This window comes from Adlercreutzia sp. CNCM I-6215 (assembly GCF_977072315.1).
Window position 1 is genome coordinate 127,752 of record NZ_CDRVMA010000002.1, and the last position, 18,100, is coordinate 145,851.

Below are 18,100 nucleotides of genomic sequence, written 5' to 3' on the forward strand. Positions count from 1 at the left end.
TGGCAGGTGGTGTGGTCGCCTCTTCTTCGGAAGGAGCTACCATGGTTTCTTTGCAAGAGCTATTCGCGTTCTGCTTAATAGTAATTGAGCTCATACGCTTGACGGTAGACCTTTTGAGTCGAAGAAAAGAGTAGAAGAGCCGTCCCACCAGCAGCGGAACGGCCCCTCTTCACGTAATGTGACAATGAGAGGCGGCCGTCCTACCCAAGGTGTCCACCTGCCATTTCAGTTGCGATTATAGCGCCCTCGTTCGCGCTGTCAAGCAAAAGAGGACCGCCCCGTCGTGCGGAGCGGCCCTCGGGACTCAAGCTTGTTCAGCAGACGCCTAGCGCTGCTTGATGGCTGCCTGGGCGGCGGCCAGACGGGCCACCGGCACGCGATAGGGCGAGCAGCTCACGTAGTCCAGACCGATGCGGTTGAACGTGTGGATGCTCTCCGGGTCGCCGCCGTGCTCGCCGCAGACGCCGCAGACGAGATCGGGGTTGCCCTCATGCCCCAGCGCCACACCCATTTCCACGAGCTTCGCCACACCGGCGTCAATCGTGGCGAAGGGGTTGTACGGCAGCAGGTGCTCGTTGAGGTACTGCGGGACGAACTCGCCCTCCACGTCGTCGCGGCTGAAGCCGAAGGTGGTCTGGGTGAGGTCGTTGGTGCCGAAGGAGAAGAAGTCGGCCTCGGTGGCGATCTCGTTGGCGGTGACGGCCGCGCGCGGCAGCTCGATCATCGTGCCAACGGGGATATCCAGCTCGACGCCCTCCGCAGCGGACACGTCAGCGATGACGGCCTCGGCCACGCCGCGCAGCTTCGCGAGCTCGGGCAGCACGGACACGAGCGGGATCATGATCTCGGGCTTCGGCGAGAAGCCTTCCTTCTGTAGACGAGCGCAGGCCGTGGCGATGGCGCGCACCTGCATCTCGGGGAGGATGGGGTACACGATGCCCAGACGGCAGCCGCGCATGCCGAGCATCGGGTTCTGCTCCGCGAAGCCGTCGATCTTCTCGAGCAGGTCGCGCTTCTCGGCGATGGCGTCGGGGGCGGCGCCGGTCGCCTCCATCTTGGCGATCTCAACAGCCAGCTCGCGCGGGCTCTCCAAAAACTCGTGCAGCGGCGGGTCGAGCAGGCGCACGATCACCGGCAGGCCGTCCATGGCCTTGAACATGCCGTAGAAGTCGCCCACCTGAGCCTCGAACAGATCGGCGACGGCCTTCTCGCGGATGAGCTCGTCGTCGTTCAGAATGAAGGTCTGGATGATCTGCTTGCGATCGCCCAGGAACATGTGCTCGGTGCGGCAAAGGCCGATGCCCTCGGCGCCGAAGTCGCGGGAGAGCTGGGCGTCCTCGGGGTTGTCGGCGTTGGCGCGCACGCCCAGGGTGCGAACCTCGTCGGCCCACTCCAGGATGGTGTCCAAGTCGCCGGTGAGCTCGGGCATGACCAGATCCACCGCGCCCAAGACCACGATGCCCGTGGTGCCGTCAATGGAGATCATGTCGCCCTCGCGGATGACCAGATCAGTGCCGGCGATGGCGGCCTCCTTCTTGGCCGCGTCGATCTTCAGCGCTTCCACGCCGCACACGCACGGCGCACCCATGCCGCGGGCGATGACGGCTGCATGGCTGGTCTTGCCGCCATGGGAGGTGAGGATGCCCTCGGCGGCGATCATGCCGGCGAGGTCGTCGGGGTTGGTCTCCCAGCGCACGAGCACGCACTTACGGCCGGCCTCGGCGGCGGCCACGGCGTCGGCGGCGGAGAAGACGGCCTCGCCCACCGCGGCGCCCGGGGAGGCGTTCAGGCCGCGGGCCACCACGTCGTAGGTGGCGTTCTTGTCGAACTGCGGGTGCAGCAGCTGGTCGAGCTGGTCGGGGGCCACGCGCATGATGGCCTCTTCCTTGGTGATGAGGCCTTCCTTCTCCATCTCGATGGCGATGCGCAGGGCGGCCGCTGCGGTGCGCTTGCCGGCGCGCGTCTGCAGCATCCACAGCTTGCCCTGCTCGATGGTGAACTCGATGTCGCACATATCGCGGAAGTGGTTCTCCAGCACGTCGAAGATCTCCTCGAGCTGGGCGCCGGCCTCTTCCAAGCCCTCGACGGTCTTCAGATCGGCGATGGGGCTCGTGTTGCGGATGCCGGCCACGACGTCCTCGCCCTGGGCGTTCACCAGGTAGTCGCCGTAGAACTCGCGCTCGCCGTTGGCGGGGTTGCGGGTGAAGGCCACGCCCGTGGCGGATGTGTCGCCCTTGTTGCCGAACACCATGGACTGCACGTTGACGGCGGTGCCCAGATCGTCGGCGATCTTCTCCTTCTGGCGGTAGAGGACCGCGCGCGGGTTGTTCCAAGAACCGAAGACGGCCTCGATGGCCAGCTGCAGCTGCACCATGGGATCCTGCGGGAAGGCAACGGCGCCATCGACGACGAGCGACGGGTAGGCCTCGCCGTCGACGTTCTCGGCGAAGATGGCCTTGAACTCGTCGACGAGCTCCTGCAGATCCTCGGCGGTCAGATCGGTGTCGGAGGCGACGCCGCGGTCGTTCTTCATGGCGACGATGGCGTTCTCGAACAGATCGCCGTCGAGGCCCATCACGACGTTGGAGAACATCTGGATGAAGCGGCGATAGGAGTCCCAAGCGAAGCGCGGGTTGTCGGTCTGCTTGATGAGGCCGTTGATGGACTCGTCGTTAAGGCCGAGGTTCAGCACGGTGTCCATCATGCCGGGCATGGAGAAGGGGGCGCCGGAGCGAACGGACACGAGCAGCGGATCCTCGGCGTCACCGAGGCGCTTGCCCATGCGCTCCTCCAGGTCGGCGCGGTACTCGGCGATGGTGTCGAGCGCGCCTTCCGGCCAAACGTTGCCGGCGTTGGCGTACTCCATGCAGGTTTGGCACGTGATGGTGAATCCGGGAGGCACCGGCAGCCCGATGTTGGCCATCTCGGCGAGGTTCGCGCCCTTGCCGCCGAGCACCCATTTCATCTCGGTGTTGCCCTCGGTCACATTGTTCCCGTTGGCGTCCTTGCCGAAGGCGTAGACGCGCTTCACTGCTTCTGTCACCTTACTTCTCCTTAAAGCTTAAGCGACGCCCCTTATGCGCGCCGCGATTGCCTTTCCCGCGCTTTTGCGCGCGCCCCGCCGGCCCCCTCGCCGCCGCCCCTTTCGGGTGCGATGAGCGCGAGGAGCGACGTGCGCGCGAATGGACGCGGTTGCCTTTCCCGCCATGCCAGCCGAGCCGGACAAGGCGCCCCGCTCCGTTTCGAGCTTAGCCGCAGGCACATCGCGGGCATCCCGAACATCGCGGGCATCCCCGAACGTCGCGGGCATCCCCGAATCGCGGGCATCCCTGTTGCCTGAGCACCGAAACGAAACAAGTTGGCTTCAATTATAAGGGATAATCTCGCCTATTTCGCGATTCCCCTCCCCCATCAGGCCGCAGTACCCCAAAATCTCACAAGCGGTCGTTTGCAACCCCAACTCTCCCCGCTCATCTGCCGATGGTGCATCATTCGCCCGAGACGATAGCGCTCAAGAAACGCAGCAGGAAAAACACTCTGGAGAACGAGCACAGCGGCACACGACAGTCTGGACAGTCTAGGAAATAGACACAGTGGCATACAGCCGCATTTCGATGCAAGCCCTCCACGGCCAGAAAATCGGCGTTAACTGCATCACGGGCCAAAAAAGTGGCACTGACTGCATTTTGGCAAGCCATCTTCGTGGGTTTTGGCCAAAAAGCATTCCTCAGCTGCAAAAGCGACGCGCAAATCGCATCTCCGTCCTCTACCACAAGCCCGTGACCTGGCCTTTTGATAACCCTTCTTTTCCCAGCTGAAGACAGTGGTCAATTTTCCCGTCTTAACTGCCAGTTCGCAATGCTTTTTTGTCCAGAAAGTGCCCGAGCAACGCTAGCGATCAGAACCCGTGGCTGGGCACCCCCGCTAAAACACCTCTGCGTTCAGCGCGCTTGACCGACAGCAAGACCGCTGCGCCGCAACCCACCCCTCGTCGAGATAATCGTCCATGGACCATCTCAGCTGATAGAGTCGTTTTTGCCTTAATGCAAAGTTCTTGCAGCGCAAGCGTAATCGCGTGCCTCGTCTTGCGTGCGCCTCCTGGGCGACGTGGCGCATAGCCGAAGCGCTGGCCAACTGCGAAGTTGTAACGGTGATTACCTTCAGGCCGTCACTTTCCAGCGCCATGCGCTTTGTCGCGTCAAGCGTCGCCTGGCGCGCCGTAAGATGCTCGGCATTCGAATCGAATTCAATGTCGAGCTTGCAGTCCGGCAAATACAGGTCTGGAACCAAGCTCTCCCGTCCAGCAAGCGCTTTTGCCCGCTTTGAAGGCTTAATGCGCTTGTTCATCACCGACCCGCTCAATCCGAAACCGCCCAACCGCGCTGGGAGTCCGAGCACAAGCCGCATGAACACTTCAGGCGGCGATGCTGCCTCAGCGCAGACAAACCGCAGAGCCTCCCGCACGCGTGTAAGGCCATCGTGACCTGGGCAACGCTCGAGATAGGCGCCGATGCGTCGAGGGCTCGTCAACGGGGTCCGCCCCATAAGCCCCGACGGCACCGAGGGATCGAGGCCGAAAGTCGCGCACAGAAAGCATCCCGCTTGAATCAACGGGAGAAGATCGAGGCTCTGGGCCAGCTGAAGAAAGCATAATTCGGGACACGGAACAATAACGCCATGATCGATGCGCAAAAAGGATCCCGATCGATAGGGATACGACGAACCATGCAGATGCACATCATCGAGGGAGCAGCGCTCCCACTTAGGAACCAAGCAATGCACGGGGCGCGTAAGGTAAGGCATTCGCTCACGCACATAGTCCAGGGTAGCCTGCGTAGGGTAGCAGGATTTATCAAGGACGCTGGGGGGCGCCACCGCAGAAGGCGCATCGCCCGCAACGAGATAGTAGGCGAATGCCGACTCGCCGTAGAGAGCAACGCGCATGAACCTCCCCTTCCCATCGTTTGAACAACCGCCTCTCGCTTCGTTTCGCCTCCGCAGCGCGCAGCTTGAGCGATCCGACGCAACGGGCGAGAGGAAAGTGTTCCGCGTACTCTATGCCAGAAGCAGGCAATTGACTAGGGGTGCATTTTGCCGTCATCCCCGGCGCCAGTCGGGACTCCATCGGGAATGAAACGAGACATTGCGTTGAAGTTTTCAAAGCACGAGGTCACATGAGGGGAGTTATCAACAACCACGCAAGCCGATCGTCGTGCCGTTCCCAAAACGCAAAATACTTCAGGAACAAATTTCTCGTTGCTCTTCTTCGGCGAGCACTCACTGCACAAGATCCGCACATTCACGGCATTCCACGCAATTGCTCTGAAAGATATCTGGATCCGCAGCGGGGTGCGCTCGACGAAGCTTGCGGCGCGGCGCGAGCAGCAAGGCGCGCAGGGCTCGACGAGACACAAGAGGAGCGCGCCCGGCAATATATGCAGCAGAGCGCGACCGACAAATCAGGATCCTCTGGTGCGCCTCATGAATTCTTTTGGCCAAAAATGCCACGCTAGCTGGCAGCTATCGCCCTTATTTTGCCCACTACCTTGTTTTTTCGAAAAGAGCTCTATAGCAGATTGGAGTTTTCCCTGTTCAGGAGCGCGCAATTAGTACTCCGATTGAGCCCAGCGTGAAGCTGATGCAGCCAGCGGCTCCTTTTTGGCCAGAACCTGCCCCCAAGCCTCCGCAAAAGCAGTTTCCGCCACTTTTTTGACCAGCATTGGGAACAAAGTCGAGCAGCCGGCCGGGGGCGGAACCGCTGCAGCTAGTCGATGATGTCGGTGTTGGAGGGGTGGCTGCGCTCGTAGTAGCGCAGGATCTCCTGGGCCGTCTCCTCCACGGCGCGGCCCTCAGTGTGCACGACGATGCAGCCCAAACGGCGCATGAGGGCGCGGCTGGCCTCCAAGTCGCGGTAGATGTACTCCGGATCGGCGTAGTTTTTCGCGAGCATGGCGAACTGGCCGCCGCCGGCCTTGCCCGCCGCCTTCTTGATGCGCTTGCGCCGAATATCGAGCAGCACCTCCGGCGTGATCATGAGACCGAAGAGGCGCGTGCGGTCCACATCGAAGATCTGCGACGGCGGCTCGGTGGTAGGATCCAGGGGCACGTTGGCGACGCGCAGCCCCTGCTGAGCCAGGTAGATGGAAAGCGGCGTCTTCGAGGAGCGGGACACACCCAAAAGCACGATGTCGGCCTTCGTGAGATCCTCGGGGTTCTGCCCGTCGTCATGAGCGATAGTGAACTCCAAGGCGCCAATGCGCTTGAAGTAGTTGTGGTCGACCACGCGCAGCATGCCGGGCTTGCCCACTGGCTCCATGCCGCTCATCTCCGAGACGGCGGCAACGGCGGAGGTGAGCACGTCGACGGCCACGATGTTGGGATGCTCGGCCAGAAAGACCTGCAAGGGCTCGCGGATCTCGGCGTTCACGAGGGTGTACATGACGAGCATGCGATCGTCGCCGAGCACCTCGGCGTGGTGACGCGCGTGGCCGAGGAGGTAGCCGCGCACCTCCTCGAAGCTTCTCACTTTCGAGAATATCTCCAGGTGGGGATTGGTGACGCCGAACTGGGCGGCGGCGGCCCGCGCCACCACCTGGGCCGTCTCGCCGATGGAATCGGAGATGATGTGGATGGTGGGCACGCGAGCCGCGCGCTCAGCCGGCGTCTTGTTGTGCATTACTTTTTCGCCATCTGGGAGAAGTCGGCGACATGGGCGAACACGTTGGCGAAGCGGTTCAGAAGCTTCAGGCGGTTCGCGCGCACGTCCAGATCCTCGTCCATGACCATCGTGGTGTCGAAGAACTCGTCCACCGGCGCGCGCAGGGCCGCCAGGGCAACGAGGGCGTCGGCGTAACGGTCGTCGGCGAGAGCGGCGGCCACATTGCCCTCGGCAGTGGCCACGGCCTCGGCGAGCGCCGTTTCCACCGCGGTGAGCTCGGCCTTCTTGTAGCCGGTGCCCAGACCGATCTCGCGCAGGTTGTTCGCGCGGGCAAAGGCGGTGGCCAAGTCGTCGAAGACCTGCGGATTCTCGGTGCGGGCGGCCTCCAGAGCCCGAGCGCGGCGGGCAAGCACGATCGGCTCCTCGATGCCGCAGGCGAGCACGGCGTCGATGGTGTCGGCCTTCACGCCGGCATCGCGCAGGGCCACCTTCTCGCGGGTGATGAAGAAGTCGATGATCTCGCGGCGCACCTCGGCGTTGTCGAACTGAAGCCCGGCCTCGCGGTAGATGATGAGCGAGCCGTCGATGGTCTCCACCAGGCTGATCGGCAGGCCCGTCTCCTCCAGGATGGCCAGCACGCCCAGGGCGGCGCGGCGCAGGGCGAAGGGATCGGAGGAGCCGGTGGGCGCCTGGCCCACGGCGAACAGGCCGCAGATGGTGTCGATCTTGTCGGAGAGCGCCACCACTTGTCCGACGATGTCGGCGGGGATGGCGTCGCCGGAAAAGCGCGGGCGGTAGTGCTCGGCGATGGCGCGGGCCACGCGAGGCGCCTCGCCGGCGGCGGTGGCGTAGTAGCTGCCCATGATGCCCTGGACGCTCGTGAACTCGATGACGGCGCTCGTCACCAGGTCGGCCTTGGCCAGGTAGGCCGATCGCGCGATGTCGCGCATCTCGGCGGCCTCGATGCCGGCGGCCGACGTGATGCGGGCCGACAGCTTCACCACGCGGGCGGTCTTGTCGCGCATGGTGCCCAGCGCCTCCTGGAAGACCACTTCATCGAGGCGATCGACGTAGGCATCCAGCGGCAGCTTCAAGTCCTCGTCGTAGAAGAACTTCGCGTCGTAGAGGCGGGCGGCCACCACGCGCTCGTTGCCGTCGACGATGGTGTCCTCGTGGGCCGGGTCGCCGTTGGAGACGATGATGAACTTGTTGGTGAGCTTGCCATCGGCGTCGTACAGCGGGAAGTAGCGCTGGTGCATGAGCATGGCGTCGACGATGATCTCCTCGGGAACCTTCAGGAACTCCTCGTCGAAGGTGCCCACCATGGGGGTGGGATACTCGGAGAGGTTGATGACCTCGGTGAGCGTCTTGGCCGGCAAATCGGCGGTGAAGCCGGTGGCCGCCTCGATGGCCGCCACGCCCTTGCGGATGACCGCCTCGCGGGCCTCTTGGGTGGGCACGACGAAGGCGCCCTCCACCACGGACACGAGGTCGTCGGCCGAGGCCACGGTGTGCGGGCCGGGGGCCAGGAAGCGATGGCCGCGCGTCTCGCGATCGGCAACGAGCCCCGCGTACTCCACGGGAATCACCGTGTTACCCAGAAGCGCCACCAGCCAGCGCACCGGGCGCGAGAACATCTCGGTCGTGGTGCCCCAGCGGCAGGACTTCGGCCAGGAGATGCCGTCGATGACGCCGCGCAGCACCTCGGGCAGCAGGGCCGCCACATCCTGGGAGGGAACCTGGCGCACGGCGTAGACGTACTCGGTGCCGTTCTCGTCGCGGCGCTCGAGCGCGTCCACGTCGAGCCCCTTGCCGCGGGCGAAGCCGATGGCGGCCTTGGTGGGGTTGCCCGCCTCGTCGAAGGCGATCTTGGCGGCGGGCCCGCGGAAGACCTCTTCCAAAGCCTCGGTTCGGGCGGCCACGTCGGTCACGATGGCGATGAGGCGGCGCGGGCTCGTGTAGATGGCCACCTCTCCATGGGGGATGCGCACGGCATCCAGAGCCGCGGGCACGAGCTCGGCCAGCTGCTCGGTGGCGCGCTTCAAATCGAAGGCGGGGATCTCCTCGGTGCCGATCTCGAAGGCGAGGGTTGCGGTATCGGACATCTTCTAGGCCTCCTTCTCGGACGGATCGGACGACTCGGACGGGGCGGAGACGGCGTCCTCGGCGATGGTCACGAACTCGAAGGCGCGCTCGGAGCGATCGCCCGCAGCGGCCGCGGCGCCGGGGCACCCGCCGCCAGAGGCGGGCTCGGGGCACGCCGGCACGACGTCGGCGGCTTCCTCGACAGCCGGCTTCGCCAGCGGGTCGGGCACGTCGGCGAGCAGGGCGTCCAAATCGGAGGTGTCCACGTCCATTCCCACGACGTTCTTCATGTAGGACGCGCAGCAAGCTTTGGCGAGCGTGCGCACGCGCAGGATGTAGGCCATGCGCTCGGTGGCGGAGATGACGCCGCGGGCATCGAGCAGGTTGAAGGCGTGGCAGCACTTCAGCACCGAGTCGTAGGCCGGCAGCGGGAGCGACGCCTTCAGGGTGCGCAGGCACTCCACCTCGCGATCGGCGAACTCCTGGAAGAGGAACTCGGTGTCGGCCACCTCGAAGTTGAACGCGGAGTACTCGCGCTCGTTCTCCAGGTACACGTCGCCGTAGGTGAACACCACGCCGTCGTCGCCGCGGGCCCACACGATGTCGTACATGTTGTCGACGCCCTGGACGAACATGGTGAGGCGCTCCAGGCCGTAGGCGATCTCCACGGGCACCGGGTCGCACTCGAAGCCGCCCACCTGCTGGAAGTAGGTGAACTGGGTCACTTCCATGCCGTCGATCCAGATCTCCCAGCCCAGGCCCCAGGCGCCCAGCGTCGGGCTCTCCCAGTCGTCTTCCACGAAGCGCACGTCGTGGGCCGAGATATCGATGCCGATGGCCTCAAGAGAGCCCAGATACAGATCCTGGATGTTGTCCGGCGAGGGCTTGATGAGCACCTGGAACTGGTAGTAGAACTGCCCGCGGTTGGGGTTCTCGCCGTAGCGGCCGTCGGTGGGACGGCGGCAGCCCTGCACGTAGCAGGTGCGCCAGGTGTCGGGCCCCAGCGAGCGCAGCGTGGTGGCCGGGGCGTTCGTGCCGGCGCCCACCTCGTTGTCGTAGGGCTGCAGCACCACGCAACCGGTGCTCGCCCAGTAGCGCTGCAGGTTCATGATGACGTCTTGGAAGGTGGGGGGCGTCGCCTTCCCGACCTTCTCGGCAGTGTCTGGTGCCATGGGTCTCCTTTGCTCGAATTACAGCGGGCCGACGTCGGTCAGCGGCCAGTAGATGAATATCGCCTTTCCCGTGACGCTCGACTCCTTGATGGCGCCGAAGTAACGGGAATCCTGGGAATTGGTGCGGTTGTCCCCCATGACCCACAGGCCGCCTTCGGGCACCGTGTAGGGGTAGTCGATGGTAAGCCCGTAGTAGGGCGTCAGCGGGTAGGACGGCTCGCCGCGGGTGTAGGGCTCGTCCTGCAGCACGCCATCTACATAGACGCGGCCGTCGCGCAGATCGACGGTCTGGCCGCCCACAGCGATGACGCGCTTGATGAGGATGCGGCCGCCCTGCTCCGGATCGGGGTCTTGGAAGGTGACGATGTCGCCGGGCGCCGGGTCGCTGCCGTAGTAGGTGATCTTCTCGGAGAAGACCATGTCGCCGGGCATGATGGTCTCCTCCATGGAGCCGGAGGGGATTTCGTAGGCTTGGAAGACGAAGGTGCGCAGCCCCCAGGAGAGCAGCACCACGAGAACCACGAGCACGAGCACGGAGAGCACCGTGCGCAGAAAGCTCGAGGCGCGCGAGGGACGGGGCTGGGGCTGCGGCTGGTAGCCGTAAGGGTCGGTCCCATAGCCGTTGTCGTACATCTTCGCGATGCCCCTTCCACGTTTGCTCTCACAATTGTCGGAAACGCTATGATACCCCTTCGGCCGCGCCCGTCGGCGCTGGTTCCAACAACTTCAAAAATTTCTGGTCAGCGGGGGTAAGGCGGCCCGCGGCCTCGGCGGCGGCGATGAGGTCGGGGCGGGCGGCGGCCGTGCGGGCGAGGGACTGCTCGCGGCGCCAACGCGCGATGGCGGCGTGGTTGCCGCTCGTGAGCACCTCGGGGACCCTCATGCCGCGAAAGTCGGCGGGGCGTGTGTACTGGGGATATTCCAGAAGGCCGCTGGTGAAGGACTCGTCCACGGGGCCTTCGGCCGCCCCTAGCACGCCGGGCAGCTTGCGCACCGCGGCATCGATGACCACCATGGAGGCCAGCTCGCCGGAGGTGAGCACGTAGTCCCCCAGCGAGATAACGTGGTCGGCCAGGGTGTAGACGCGCTCGTCGATGCCCTCGTAGTGGCCGCAGATGAACAGCAGGTGGTCGGCGGCGGCGAGCTTATCGGCGTAGGCGTCGTCGAAGGGGCGGCCCTGGGGGGCTAGGAAGACGATTTGAGGGGCTGCGGAAGAACGTTGTTGCGACTCCCCCTGGGGCGGAGCTGCAGCAAGTTTCGCTTCCACGAACTCTTTTCCCAGAATGGCTTCTACCGCCTCGAAGATGGGGTCGCACTTCATGACGAGGCCGGCGCCGCCGCCGTAGGGGTCGTCGTCGGTGGTGCGGTGGCGGTCGTGAGTCCAGTCGCGCAGGTCGTGGGCGCGAAATTCCAAGATGCCCTTCTCCTGGGCGCGCTTCATCATGGACTCGCCCATGACCGAGTCGTACATATGCGGGAACGTGGAGAGGGTTTCGATGAGCATAGGATCCCCTGTCGATGGGTGGCGCGGACGGGCGGAAAGAAGACGACGCGCGGGGCGTCCTACAGATCGAGCAGGCCGGCGGGCAGGGACACATCGATGCGGCGGTCGTCCTCGTCCACATCGACGATGAACTCGTCCACCAGCGGGATGAGCGCCTCTCCCCCCTCGGCGCGGCGCACCGTGAGCAAAGGCTGGGTCGCGCGCTCGGCGACTTCCACGACCTCGCCCACGTATCCCGCGCGCTCGTCGTGCACCGACCAGCCCTCCCAGGCGGGCAGCGCCTCGGCCTCTTCCAACACCGAGGCGTCGATGTCCTCCTCGCGAGCCAGAAGCTCGCAGCCGGCAAGAAGCTCCGCACTGCTCAGATCGGACACCTCGTCGAAGAAAACGAGCGCCTCGTTCTCGGCCCGTTCCGTCACCTCACTCACGGTGAGCGTGCGGGGCGCGTCCAGCTGAGGCGGCACGACGGCCAGCGTGAGACCGGGGTGCAGCACAAAGGGAAGGCCCGACGCACCTCGTGCGACGAGCCCTCCGTTCAAATTCTTCGGTTTCGCCAGATAGGCGATGGACATCCAGCCGCGCATTTAGTCGATGAGCTCCACATCGACCAGCTTGCCCGACTTCGACGCGGCGGCGCGGGCCAGGGTGCGGATGGACTTGATGACCCGGCCCTGACGGCCGATGACCTTGCCGGCATCGTCGGCGGCCACGCGGATCTCCACCATGATGTTGCCGTCCTCGGTCTCGGCGGCCGTGATGTCCAGGGCATCGGGCTCGTCGATGAGCGGACGGACGATGGCGTCGGTAAGGCCGGCGAGGTCTTCCGTGAGATCGGCCATGGTGCTAGGCGTTCTCGCGGGCGATCGTCAGCAGCTTCGCGACGCGATCGGTGGGCTGGGCGCCGTCGGCGATCCAGCGGTCGACCTTCTCCATGTCGAACTGGATCAGGTGCGGATGGGTGCAGGGGTTGTAGCGGCCCACTTCCTCGATGAAGCGGCCGTCGCGCGGAGAGCGGGAATCGGCGACGACGATGCGGTAGTACGGGCGCTTCTTGGCGCCGTGGCGAGCGAGGCGAATCTTGACTGCCATGAAATGGAACTCCTTCTTGTACTTTCATTCTCTATACGCAAGCACTGCTCGCACAGTGCGGCGAAAACAGCAATTGCTTATATTACGGCTTGAGCGCAGGAAAGGCAAGCGCCCATCCACGAACTATCCACGGACGGCACCCGGAACGGCTGGCAACTCCACCACGCGGGTGGCGAGGCGGAAGGCCAGGGCCGGGGAATGGGAGACGAAGATGAGGCCCATGGCGCGCGCCTCGGCCTCGGCGACGAGCGCCCGCCAGATCTGCGCCTGGGTCACGGCGTCCAGCATGGTGGAGACCTCGTCGGCGATGAGATAGCTCGGGTGCGCGCCGAGGGCCCGGGCGATGCAGAAGCGCTGCATCTCGCCGCCGGACAGCTCATGGGGATAGCGCGAAAGCCATGCGTCGCGGATACCCAAAAGCTCCCGCAGACGGCCCAGCTCCTCCTCACTTGCGCCGCATTCGGCGAGACTCGCCGCCATGCGCATGCGCGGATCCAACGTCAGCTCCGGATGCTGCCCGATGAGCTGCACCGGGCACGGGCCACGCCTCGGCAGCGGGGAGCCATCGACGAGCACCTCGCCCGTCCGGGGCGCCAGATAGCCCGCCAGCACGCGGCAGAGCGTCGTCTTACCGGTGCCGGAAGGCGCGGCCAGCTGCACGCGCTCGCCGGAGGCAACGGCGAGGGAGACGTCATCGAGAACGGGACGACCGTCGAAGGCGACGGAGAGGTGCCGGCCTTCTAACATAGCGGACCTCCTTCGGTGGGCACGACAAATCCGTGCTCGGGCAGGGCGTGCCAGAGCTGACGGGTGAAGGGGTGGCCCAGGGTATCGGGCGAGGCGAAGGCGGCGACCGAGGTCTCCTCCACCACCGTGCCGTCGCGGAAGACGGCGACGCGATCGGCCACGGTGAGCGCCAGCTCGATGTCGTGGGTGATGAGCATGACGCCGCCGCCGGCGTCGGCAAAGGCGCGGAAATCCGCAAGCGCCGCCTGGGCCAGCGACAGATCGAGGCCGGGCGTGGGCTCGTCGGCGATGATGAGCTTTGGCGCGTCCATGAGCGCGCAACACAGAAGCACGCGTCGGGCCATGCCGCCGGAGAGCTCGTGGGGGTACAGGCGCGCGACCTCCTCGGCAAGGCCGTAGCGGGCGAACAACTCGGCGCGCCGGGCGCGGCGGCGGGCGGCATCGGCGCGCCGGGCCGCACCGCGTCCCCGCGGCATGCCTTCCACTTGGCGCCCCACCCGCATGAGCGGATCGAGGCTTGCCACCGATTGGGGCACAAGGGCAATGCCGCGCCCGCGCTCGGCGGCCAGGGCCGCCGCGTCCATGGGACGGCCGTCGAACCAGATGCGCCCGCGCACGAGCGCGTTGGACTCGAACAGGCCCAGCACCGCGTCGGCCAGAAGCGTCTTGCCCGAGCCCGAGGCGCCCACCACGGCGACGATCTCCCCCTCGTGCACGGAAAGGCTCAGGGAGCGGATGACCTCCACCTCCCGCTGGGGCGCGTCCAAATAGCGCCCCAGCCGTCCCCGATCTGCGCGCGAATCCCCTTGCGCCCTCGTCGCCGCCGCTTCTTCATCGTACATGAGAAACGACACGGAGAGATCCTCCACCGTCAGCAGGTGATGGCCGTGTCCGTGGCGCGACGTGGCCGCGTGGGAGTGGTGATGATGCACCGGCTGAGCACCGTGATCGACGGCCTCGTGGGCGACGGCAGGCTTCTCTTCCATACTCCCCTCCTATTCCTGGGCGTAGGCCGGATCGACGAGCTTGCGCAGGCTCGTTCCCACCACATCGAACAGCATGACGCAGACGACAAGCGCCAGCCCCGGGAACACCGCGAGCCACCACAGCCCCGCCGACAGGTAGCCCATGGCCTCGGAGAGGATGATGCCGATGGCCGGCATCTCCGGCGGCAGCCCGAAGCCGAGGAAGGTGATGGCCGCCTCGTGAAGGATGGCGTGGGGAAACAGCAGCACGAGCCCCACGACGAACTGCGGCAGGACATAGGGCACCATGTGCCGTGCGGCGATGGCGAGCCGGCCCGCACCGAGACGGGCGGCGGCCGCGACGAAATCGGAGGATGCGCACTGGAGTATTTCCGCGCGCAGGATGCGGGCGAGGCTCGGCCAGTGCGTGAGGGCCACGCCGATGGTGACGCCCCAGAACCCCTTGCCCAAAGCGTAGGAGATGAGGATGAGCAGCACGATGTGGGGAATGCCCATCATGAGGTCGATGAGCCAGCTGACCGCATGGTCGGCCCAGCGGGGGCCCAGCGCCGCCGCGGCCGCCAGCGCGAGCGCGATGAGCGAGGAGGCCACAGCCGCCATGAGGCCCACGAGCACGCTGGTGGAAAGGCCGGCCAACGTGCGCAGGAGCATGTCGCGGCCCATCCAGTCGGTGCCGAACGGGTGCGAAAGCGAAGGGGGCAGGCTCTTGGCGGCGAAATCGGTCGCCTGGGCGGCCGGCCCCGCCATGAGACCGGCCACCACAACGGCAGCCAGCAGCAGCGCCCCGCCCAGGGCGAGCGCGAAGGCACGGCGGCGATTGGGCAACCGAAGGCGCCGCGGCGCCGAGAGCACGGGGGGTTGGTTGGCAAAAACCGCATCAGTCATCAGCGACCTCCTTCTGCCGACGCACCGGGCGCATACGAGGATCCACCAGGCCGTAGATGAGGTTCGCGGCCAAGTTCCCTGTGAACACGAGCGCCGCCGACACAAGGGCGATGCCGGCGAGCAGGGCCACGTCTCCCCCGAGGCCGGCCGTGACGGCGGCCTGGCCGAGACCGGGATAGCTGAACACCTCTTCCACAAGCACCGAGCCGCCGAAGATCTCGGCGATCTGGGAGAACTGGAGCGTGATGGCCGGGAGCGCCAGATTGCGCAAGCCGTGGCGGATGAGCGCCTCGCGCCGCGTGAGGCCGCGGGCCCGGGCGAAGCGGACGTAGTCGCTGTTCAGCACATCGATGGCCTTGGCCCGGGTGTGCAGCGCCACGTTGGCCACCCCCACCACCGATAGCGTGATGGCCGGCAGCGCCATGTGATGCAGCGCATCGGCGAAGGTGACATCGACGGCCGCCACTCCCACGGGCACCGAGAAGCCGAGGGGGAACCACCCGAGCCACACGGAGAACACCATGAGCAAAAGCAGCCCCACCCAAAACGTCGGCGAGGCGGCCAGAACGAAGCAGTAGCCGCGCACGAAGCGATCGAGCAGCCGCCCCTCGCGCGGGGCCGCCGCCACGCCCAGGACGAAACCGAGCACGCCGGAGGCGACCCACGCCACCCCCATGAGGGCGAGCGAGTTGGCCGCCCGCGAGGCGATGACCTCGGCCACGGGCGCGTTGTAGCGCAGGGACATTCCCAAATCGCCATGCAGAAGGTCGCCGGCCCAAGCGAGGAAGCGCTCGAACATGGGCGTGTCGGCTCCCCAGTAGGCCGCCAGCGCCGCCCGCTTCTCCTCGCTCATGGACATGAGCGCCGCCTGCCCCACGTTGGCCTGCAGAGGATCCACCGGCGAGAGACTGACCAGCGCGAACGTCACCACCGCCACCGCCACCATCAACAGCAGGAACCGCCCAAGCTGCGACACAACGTACCTAGCCATGGCACAACCCCATTACTCTCGCAGCAGCGAGCTTTGGGCGGTGCTCACAAAGCGAGTTCCGCAGATGGTATCGAAGGCGCAGCGAGTACGGGAAAAGGCAATCATGTCGCCTTCGATACCAGCGAGGACTGTCTGAGCGACTGAGCACTGCCCAAAGCTCGCGTCCGACGATGTTCAACATAGTTTTAGCTCCAAGACCACTGGTCGATATTGTTCACCAAAGACCACCCGTGCCCGTGGGGGTGCGGCTTCTGCTCGGCCACAATAAGCCCCTCGCGCTCGAAGTACAAGTGATCCACGTTGGCGAGCCACACCCAGGTGGCCGCTCCCTCCGGCGCCACGCCAGTCTCAGTGGCCGCATCCCACTGGGCGGCCCGGTAGAAGGGATAGGACTCCTCCACCGTGCGGGCCGCCTGGGCCGCTTCCAAGTTCGCGTCCACCGTGTCGCTCATGTACTGGGCGTAGTTGCCCCAACCGGTGGAGTAGGTGAGCTCGAACAGCTCCACCGGCGAGTTGGAACCCCAGCCCCACAGCACCGGATCGGCGTACTGCCGCAGGTAGATGTCGTCCCAGCTGGCCCCCTTCGGCTCGACAGCGATGCCGAGGGCCGTCGCCTGATCGGCGAAGTCGTAGGCCAAAGCCTGGCGCGTAGAATCGCCGGCGGCGTAGTACAGGTCGAAAGCGCAGGGCAGCCCGTCCCGGGCGCGCATCCCGTCGTCGCCTCGGGCCCAGCCGGCCGCATCCAGCAGGCGCTCGGCCGCCGCGACGTCGGTTTCCACGCGCATGGCATCGCTCGACCAGGGCATGCCGTCGCCCACCGAGTAGGCCGCCCGGCCGAAGCCGGCCAGCACGTGCTCAATCATGCGCACGCGATCGATGCCGTAATTGAGCGCACGCCGCACGGCGATATCGCTCGTGACGTCGTTGCCGCCGGCGTAGACCATGTCGCCTTCCACGGTCACATCGGTGCCAGCGGGGTTGCAGGGCAGCGAGATGCCGCGGGAGTCCACCGAAGCGCAGTTGAGCAGCGTGTAACCCGCGGGAACCGCCCCGGCCAGCGCCGCCGAGGTGTAGGCCACGTCCGCCGTGCCCGACTGGGCGGCGGCCAACGACGCGTCCTCTTCCATAAACAGCACTACAACGCGGTCCATGAGCGGTTTCTCGCCGTAATAGTCGGGGTTGGCGCGCAGGATCACCTGCTGGCCGCGATCCCACTGCTCCAGCATATAGCGGCCGCTGCCGATGGGGTGCTCACCGTAATCGGGCCCGTAGGCGTGGGCCGGCACGATGCCCACCACGGCGAGCGTGTACAGCAGCGCATTGTTCGGGCGCTTCATGGCGATCTCGCAGGTTATGGCGTCAACGGCCCGCGCCTCGTCCACCATGGACAGATCCGCTTCGGCCGCTTCGCCGTTCACGATTCCGTTGATGGTGAAGGCCACGTCCTCGGCCGTGAGCGGCACGCCGTCGGTGAACATCACGCCCTCGCGGATATGGAACGTCCAGGTGAGGCCGTCCTCGGAGCAGCCGTAATCGGTGGTGAGATCGTTCACGAAGGCGAGGTTGTTGTCCGTGGCGATGAGCGTCGATTGGATGAGCGGCTCGTGCACGTGCTCGCCGGCCCCCCACCCCACGAGCGGATCGAAGCCGGCGGCCGGTTCCGAGGAGGGCGTCATGGTGATTACCACCTGGCTTACGCCGTCGGGACCGACGCCGGCACCCGCCGCGCCGGCAGCCACAGGTTCGTTCGCGCCCGAGTCTGCCGCTCCCCGTGCGCACCCCGCCAAAAGCGCGACGCTCCCCGCCGCTCCGGCAAGTCCCGCTGCACGCACGAAGTTCCTTCTCGTCAGGGCCATGGCTTCTCCTCCTGTTGGTGTTACGTCTCTTCAATGCGTAACAATACCATAGGCGAGCCACCAGTGTTACGGAATTTCGATTCGTAAGACGAACGGCCGATGCGAAAGGTAAATAGCCGGCACCCCG

At 65.7% G+C, this 18,100-nt stretch carries 15 protein-coding genes; all 15 read right to left on the minus strand.

The window, feature by feature from the left end; genetic code table 11:
• Positions 1 to 325: 325 nt before the first annotated feature.
• Positions 326 to 3,043, minus strand: a complete 2,718-nt coding sequence (gene ppdK / locus ACW4LP_RS02210; protein ID WP_161128072.1) for a pyruvate, phosphate dikinase — start codon at positions 3,041 to 3,043, stop codon at positions 326 to 328.
• An 881-nt stretch (positions 3,044 to 3,924) separates the two neighbouring features.
• On the minus strand, positions 3,925 to 4,944 hold the full coding sequence (locus ACW4LP_RS02215; RefSeq protein WP_114548405.1) for a hypothetical protein: 1,020 nt from the start codon (positions 4,942 to 4,944) through the stop codon (positions 3,925 to 3,927).
• 820 nt (positions 4,945 to 5,764) lie between these two features.
• Positions 5,765 to 6,676, minus strand: coding sequence for a pyruvate, water dikinase regulatory protein (locus ACW4LP_RS02220; RefSeq protein WP_161128073.1), 912 nt, complete (start codon positions 6,674 to 6,676; stop codon positions 5,765 to 5,767).
• Positions 6,676 to 8,763 (minus strand): glycine--tRNA ligase subunit beta, encoded by a 2,088-nt coding sequence (gene glyS, locus ACW4LP_RS02225; RefSeq protein ID WP_161128074.1) that lies wholly within the window; start codon positions 8,761 to 8,763, stop codon positions 6,676 to 6,678. Before glyS ends, ACW4LP_RS02220 begins: the two co-directional genes overlap by 1 nt.
• Before the next feature lie 3 nt (positions 8,764 to 8,766).
• Positions 8,767 to 9,915, minus strand: coding sequence for a glycine--tRNA ligase subunit alpha (locus ACW4LP_RS02230; protein ID WP_232325685.1), 1,149 nt, complete (start codon positions 9,913 to 9,915; stop codon positions 8,767 to 8,769).
• 18 nt (positions 9,916 to 9,933) lie between these two features.
• A complete protein-coding gene (gene lepB / locus ACW4LP_RS02235) occupies positions 9,934 to 10,548 on the minus strand; it encodes a signal peptidase I (RefSeq protein ID WP_117283974.1) in 615 nt (204 codons plus the stop codon).
• A gap of 46 nt (positions 10,549 to 10,594) precedes the next feature.
• Positions 10,595 to 11,419 carry a tRNA (guanosine(37)-N1)-methyltransferase TrmD gene (trmD, locus tag ACW4LP_RS02240; protein WP_161128075.1) on the minus strand — a complete coding sequence of 275 codons (825 nt, stop codon included), beginning with the start codon at positions 11,417 to 11,419 and terminating at the stop codon, positions 10,595 to 10,597.
• A gap of 59 nt (positions 11,420 to 11,478) precedes the next feature.
• Entirely contained in the window at positions 11,479 to 12,003 is a 525-nt protein-coding gene (locus tag ACW4LP_RS02245; RefSeq protein ID WP_161128076.1) for a ribosome maturation factor RimM, read from the minus strand.
• A complete protein-coding gene (locus tag ACW4LP_RS02250) occupies positions 12,004 to 12,258 on the minus strand; it encodes a KH domain-containing protein (RefSeq protein ID WP_022740121.1) in 255 nt (84 codons plus the stop codon). It lies immediately after the preceding gene.
• Between the two features lie 4 nt (positions 12,259 to 12,262).
• Positions 12,263 to 12,508 (minus strand): 30S ribosomal protein S16, encoded by a 246-nt coding sequence (gene rpsP, locus ACW4LP_RS02255; RefSeq protein ID WP_022740122.1) that lies wholly within the window; start codon positions 12,506 to 12,508, stop codon positions 12,263 to 12,265.
• 123 nt (positions 12,509 to 12,631) lie between these two features.
• A complete protein-coding gene (locus ACW4LP_RS02260; protein ID WP_114548764.1) occupies positions 12,632 to 13,255 on the minus strand; it encodes an ABC transporter ATP-binding protein in 624 nt (207 codons plus the stop codon).
• Positions 13,249 to 14,241, minus strand: a complete 993-nt coding sequence (locus ACW4LP_RS02265; protein ID WP_114548763.1) for an ATP-binding cassette domain-containing protein — start codon at positions 14,239 to 14,241, stop codon at positions 13,249 to 13,251. Before ACW4LP_RS02265 ends, ACW4LP_RS02260 begins: the two co-directional genes overlap by 7 nt.
• Before the next feature lie 9 nt (positions 14,242 to 14,250).
• Entirely contained in the window at positions 14,251 to 15,126 is an 876-nt protein-coding gene (locus ACW4LP_RS02270) for an ABC transporter permease (RefSeq protein WP_114548762.1), read from the minus strand.
• On the minus strand, positions 15,119 to 16,117 hold the full coding sequence (locus ACW4LP_RS02275) for an ABC transporter permease (protein ID WP_161128077.1): 999 nt from the start codon (positions 16,115 to 16,117) through the stop codon (positions 15,119 to 15,121). The genes ACW4LP_RS02270 and ACW4LP_RS02275 overlap by 8 nt, the downstream gene beginning before the upstream one ends.
• A 185-nt stretch (positions 16,118 to 16,302) precedes the next feature.
• Entirely contained in the window at positions 16,303 to 17,973 is a 1,671-nt protein-coding gene (locus ACW4LP_RS02280; protein WP_455803426.1) for an ABC transporter substrate-binding protein, read from the minus strand.
• Positions 17,974 to 18,100 lie beyond the last annotated feature (127 nt).

Coding starts and splice junctions, on each gene's coding strand:
- rpsP (WP_022740122.1), bottom strand. CDS start 12,508: ATGGCAGTCAAGATTCGCCTCGCTCGCCACGGCGCCAAGAAGCGCCCG.
- ACW4LP_RS02270 (WP_114548762.1), bottom strand. CDS start 15,126: ATGACTGATGCGGTTTTTGCCAACCAACCCCCCGTGCTCTCGGCGCCG.
- lepB (WP_117283974.1), bottom strand. CDS start 10,548: ATGTACGACAACGGCTATGGGACCGACCCTTACGGCTACCAGCCGCAG.
- ACW4LP_RS02245 (WP_161128076.1), bottom strand. CDS start 12,003: ATGCGCGGCTGGATGTCCATCGCCTATCTGGCGAAACCGAAGAATTTG.
- ACW4LP_RS02260 (WP_114548764.1), bottom strand. CDS start 13,255: ATGTTAGAAGGCCGGCACCTCTCCGTCGCCTTCGACGGTCGTCCCGTT.
- glyS (WP_161128074.1), bottom strand. CDS start 8,763: ATGTCCGATACCGCAACCCTCGCCTTCGAGATCGGCACCGAGGAGATC.
- ACW4LP_RS02250 (WP_022740121.1), bottom strand. CDS start 12,258: ATGGCCGATCTCACGGAAGACCTCGCCGGCCTTACCGACGCCATCGTC.
- ACW4LP_RS02275 (WP_161128077.1), bottom strand. CDS start 16,117: ATGGCTAGGTACGTTGTGTCGCAGCTTGGGCGGTTCCTGCTGTTGATG.
- ACW4LP_RS02280 (WP_455803426.1), bottom strand. CDS start 17,973: ATGGCCCTGACGAGAAGGAACTTCGTGCGTGCAGCGGGACTTGCCGGA.
- ACW4LP_RS02265 (WP_114548763.1), bottom strand. CDS start 14,241: ATGGAAGAGAAGCCTGCCGTCGCCCACGAGGCCGTCGATCACGGTGCT.
- ACW4LP_RS02220 (WP_161128073.1), bottom strand. CDS start 6,676: ATGCACAACAAGACGCCGGCTGAGCGCGCGGCTCGCGTGCCCACCATC.
- trmD (WP_161128075.1), bottom strand. CDS start 11,419: ATGCTCATCGAAACCCTCTCCACGTTCCCGCATATGTACGACTCGGTC.
- ACW4LP_RS02230 (WP_232325685.1), bottom strand. CDS start 9,915: ATGGCACCAGACACTGCCGAGAAGGTCGGGAAGGCGACGCCCCCCACC.
- ACW4LP_RS02215 (WP_114548405.1), bottom strand. CDS start 4,944: ATGCGCGTTGCTCTCTACGGCGAGTCGGCATTCGCCTACTATCTCGTT.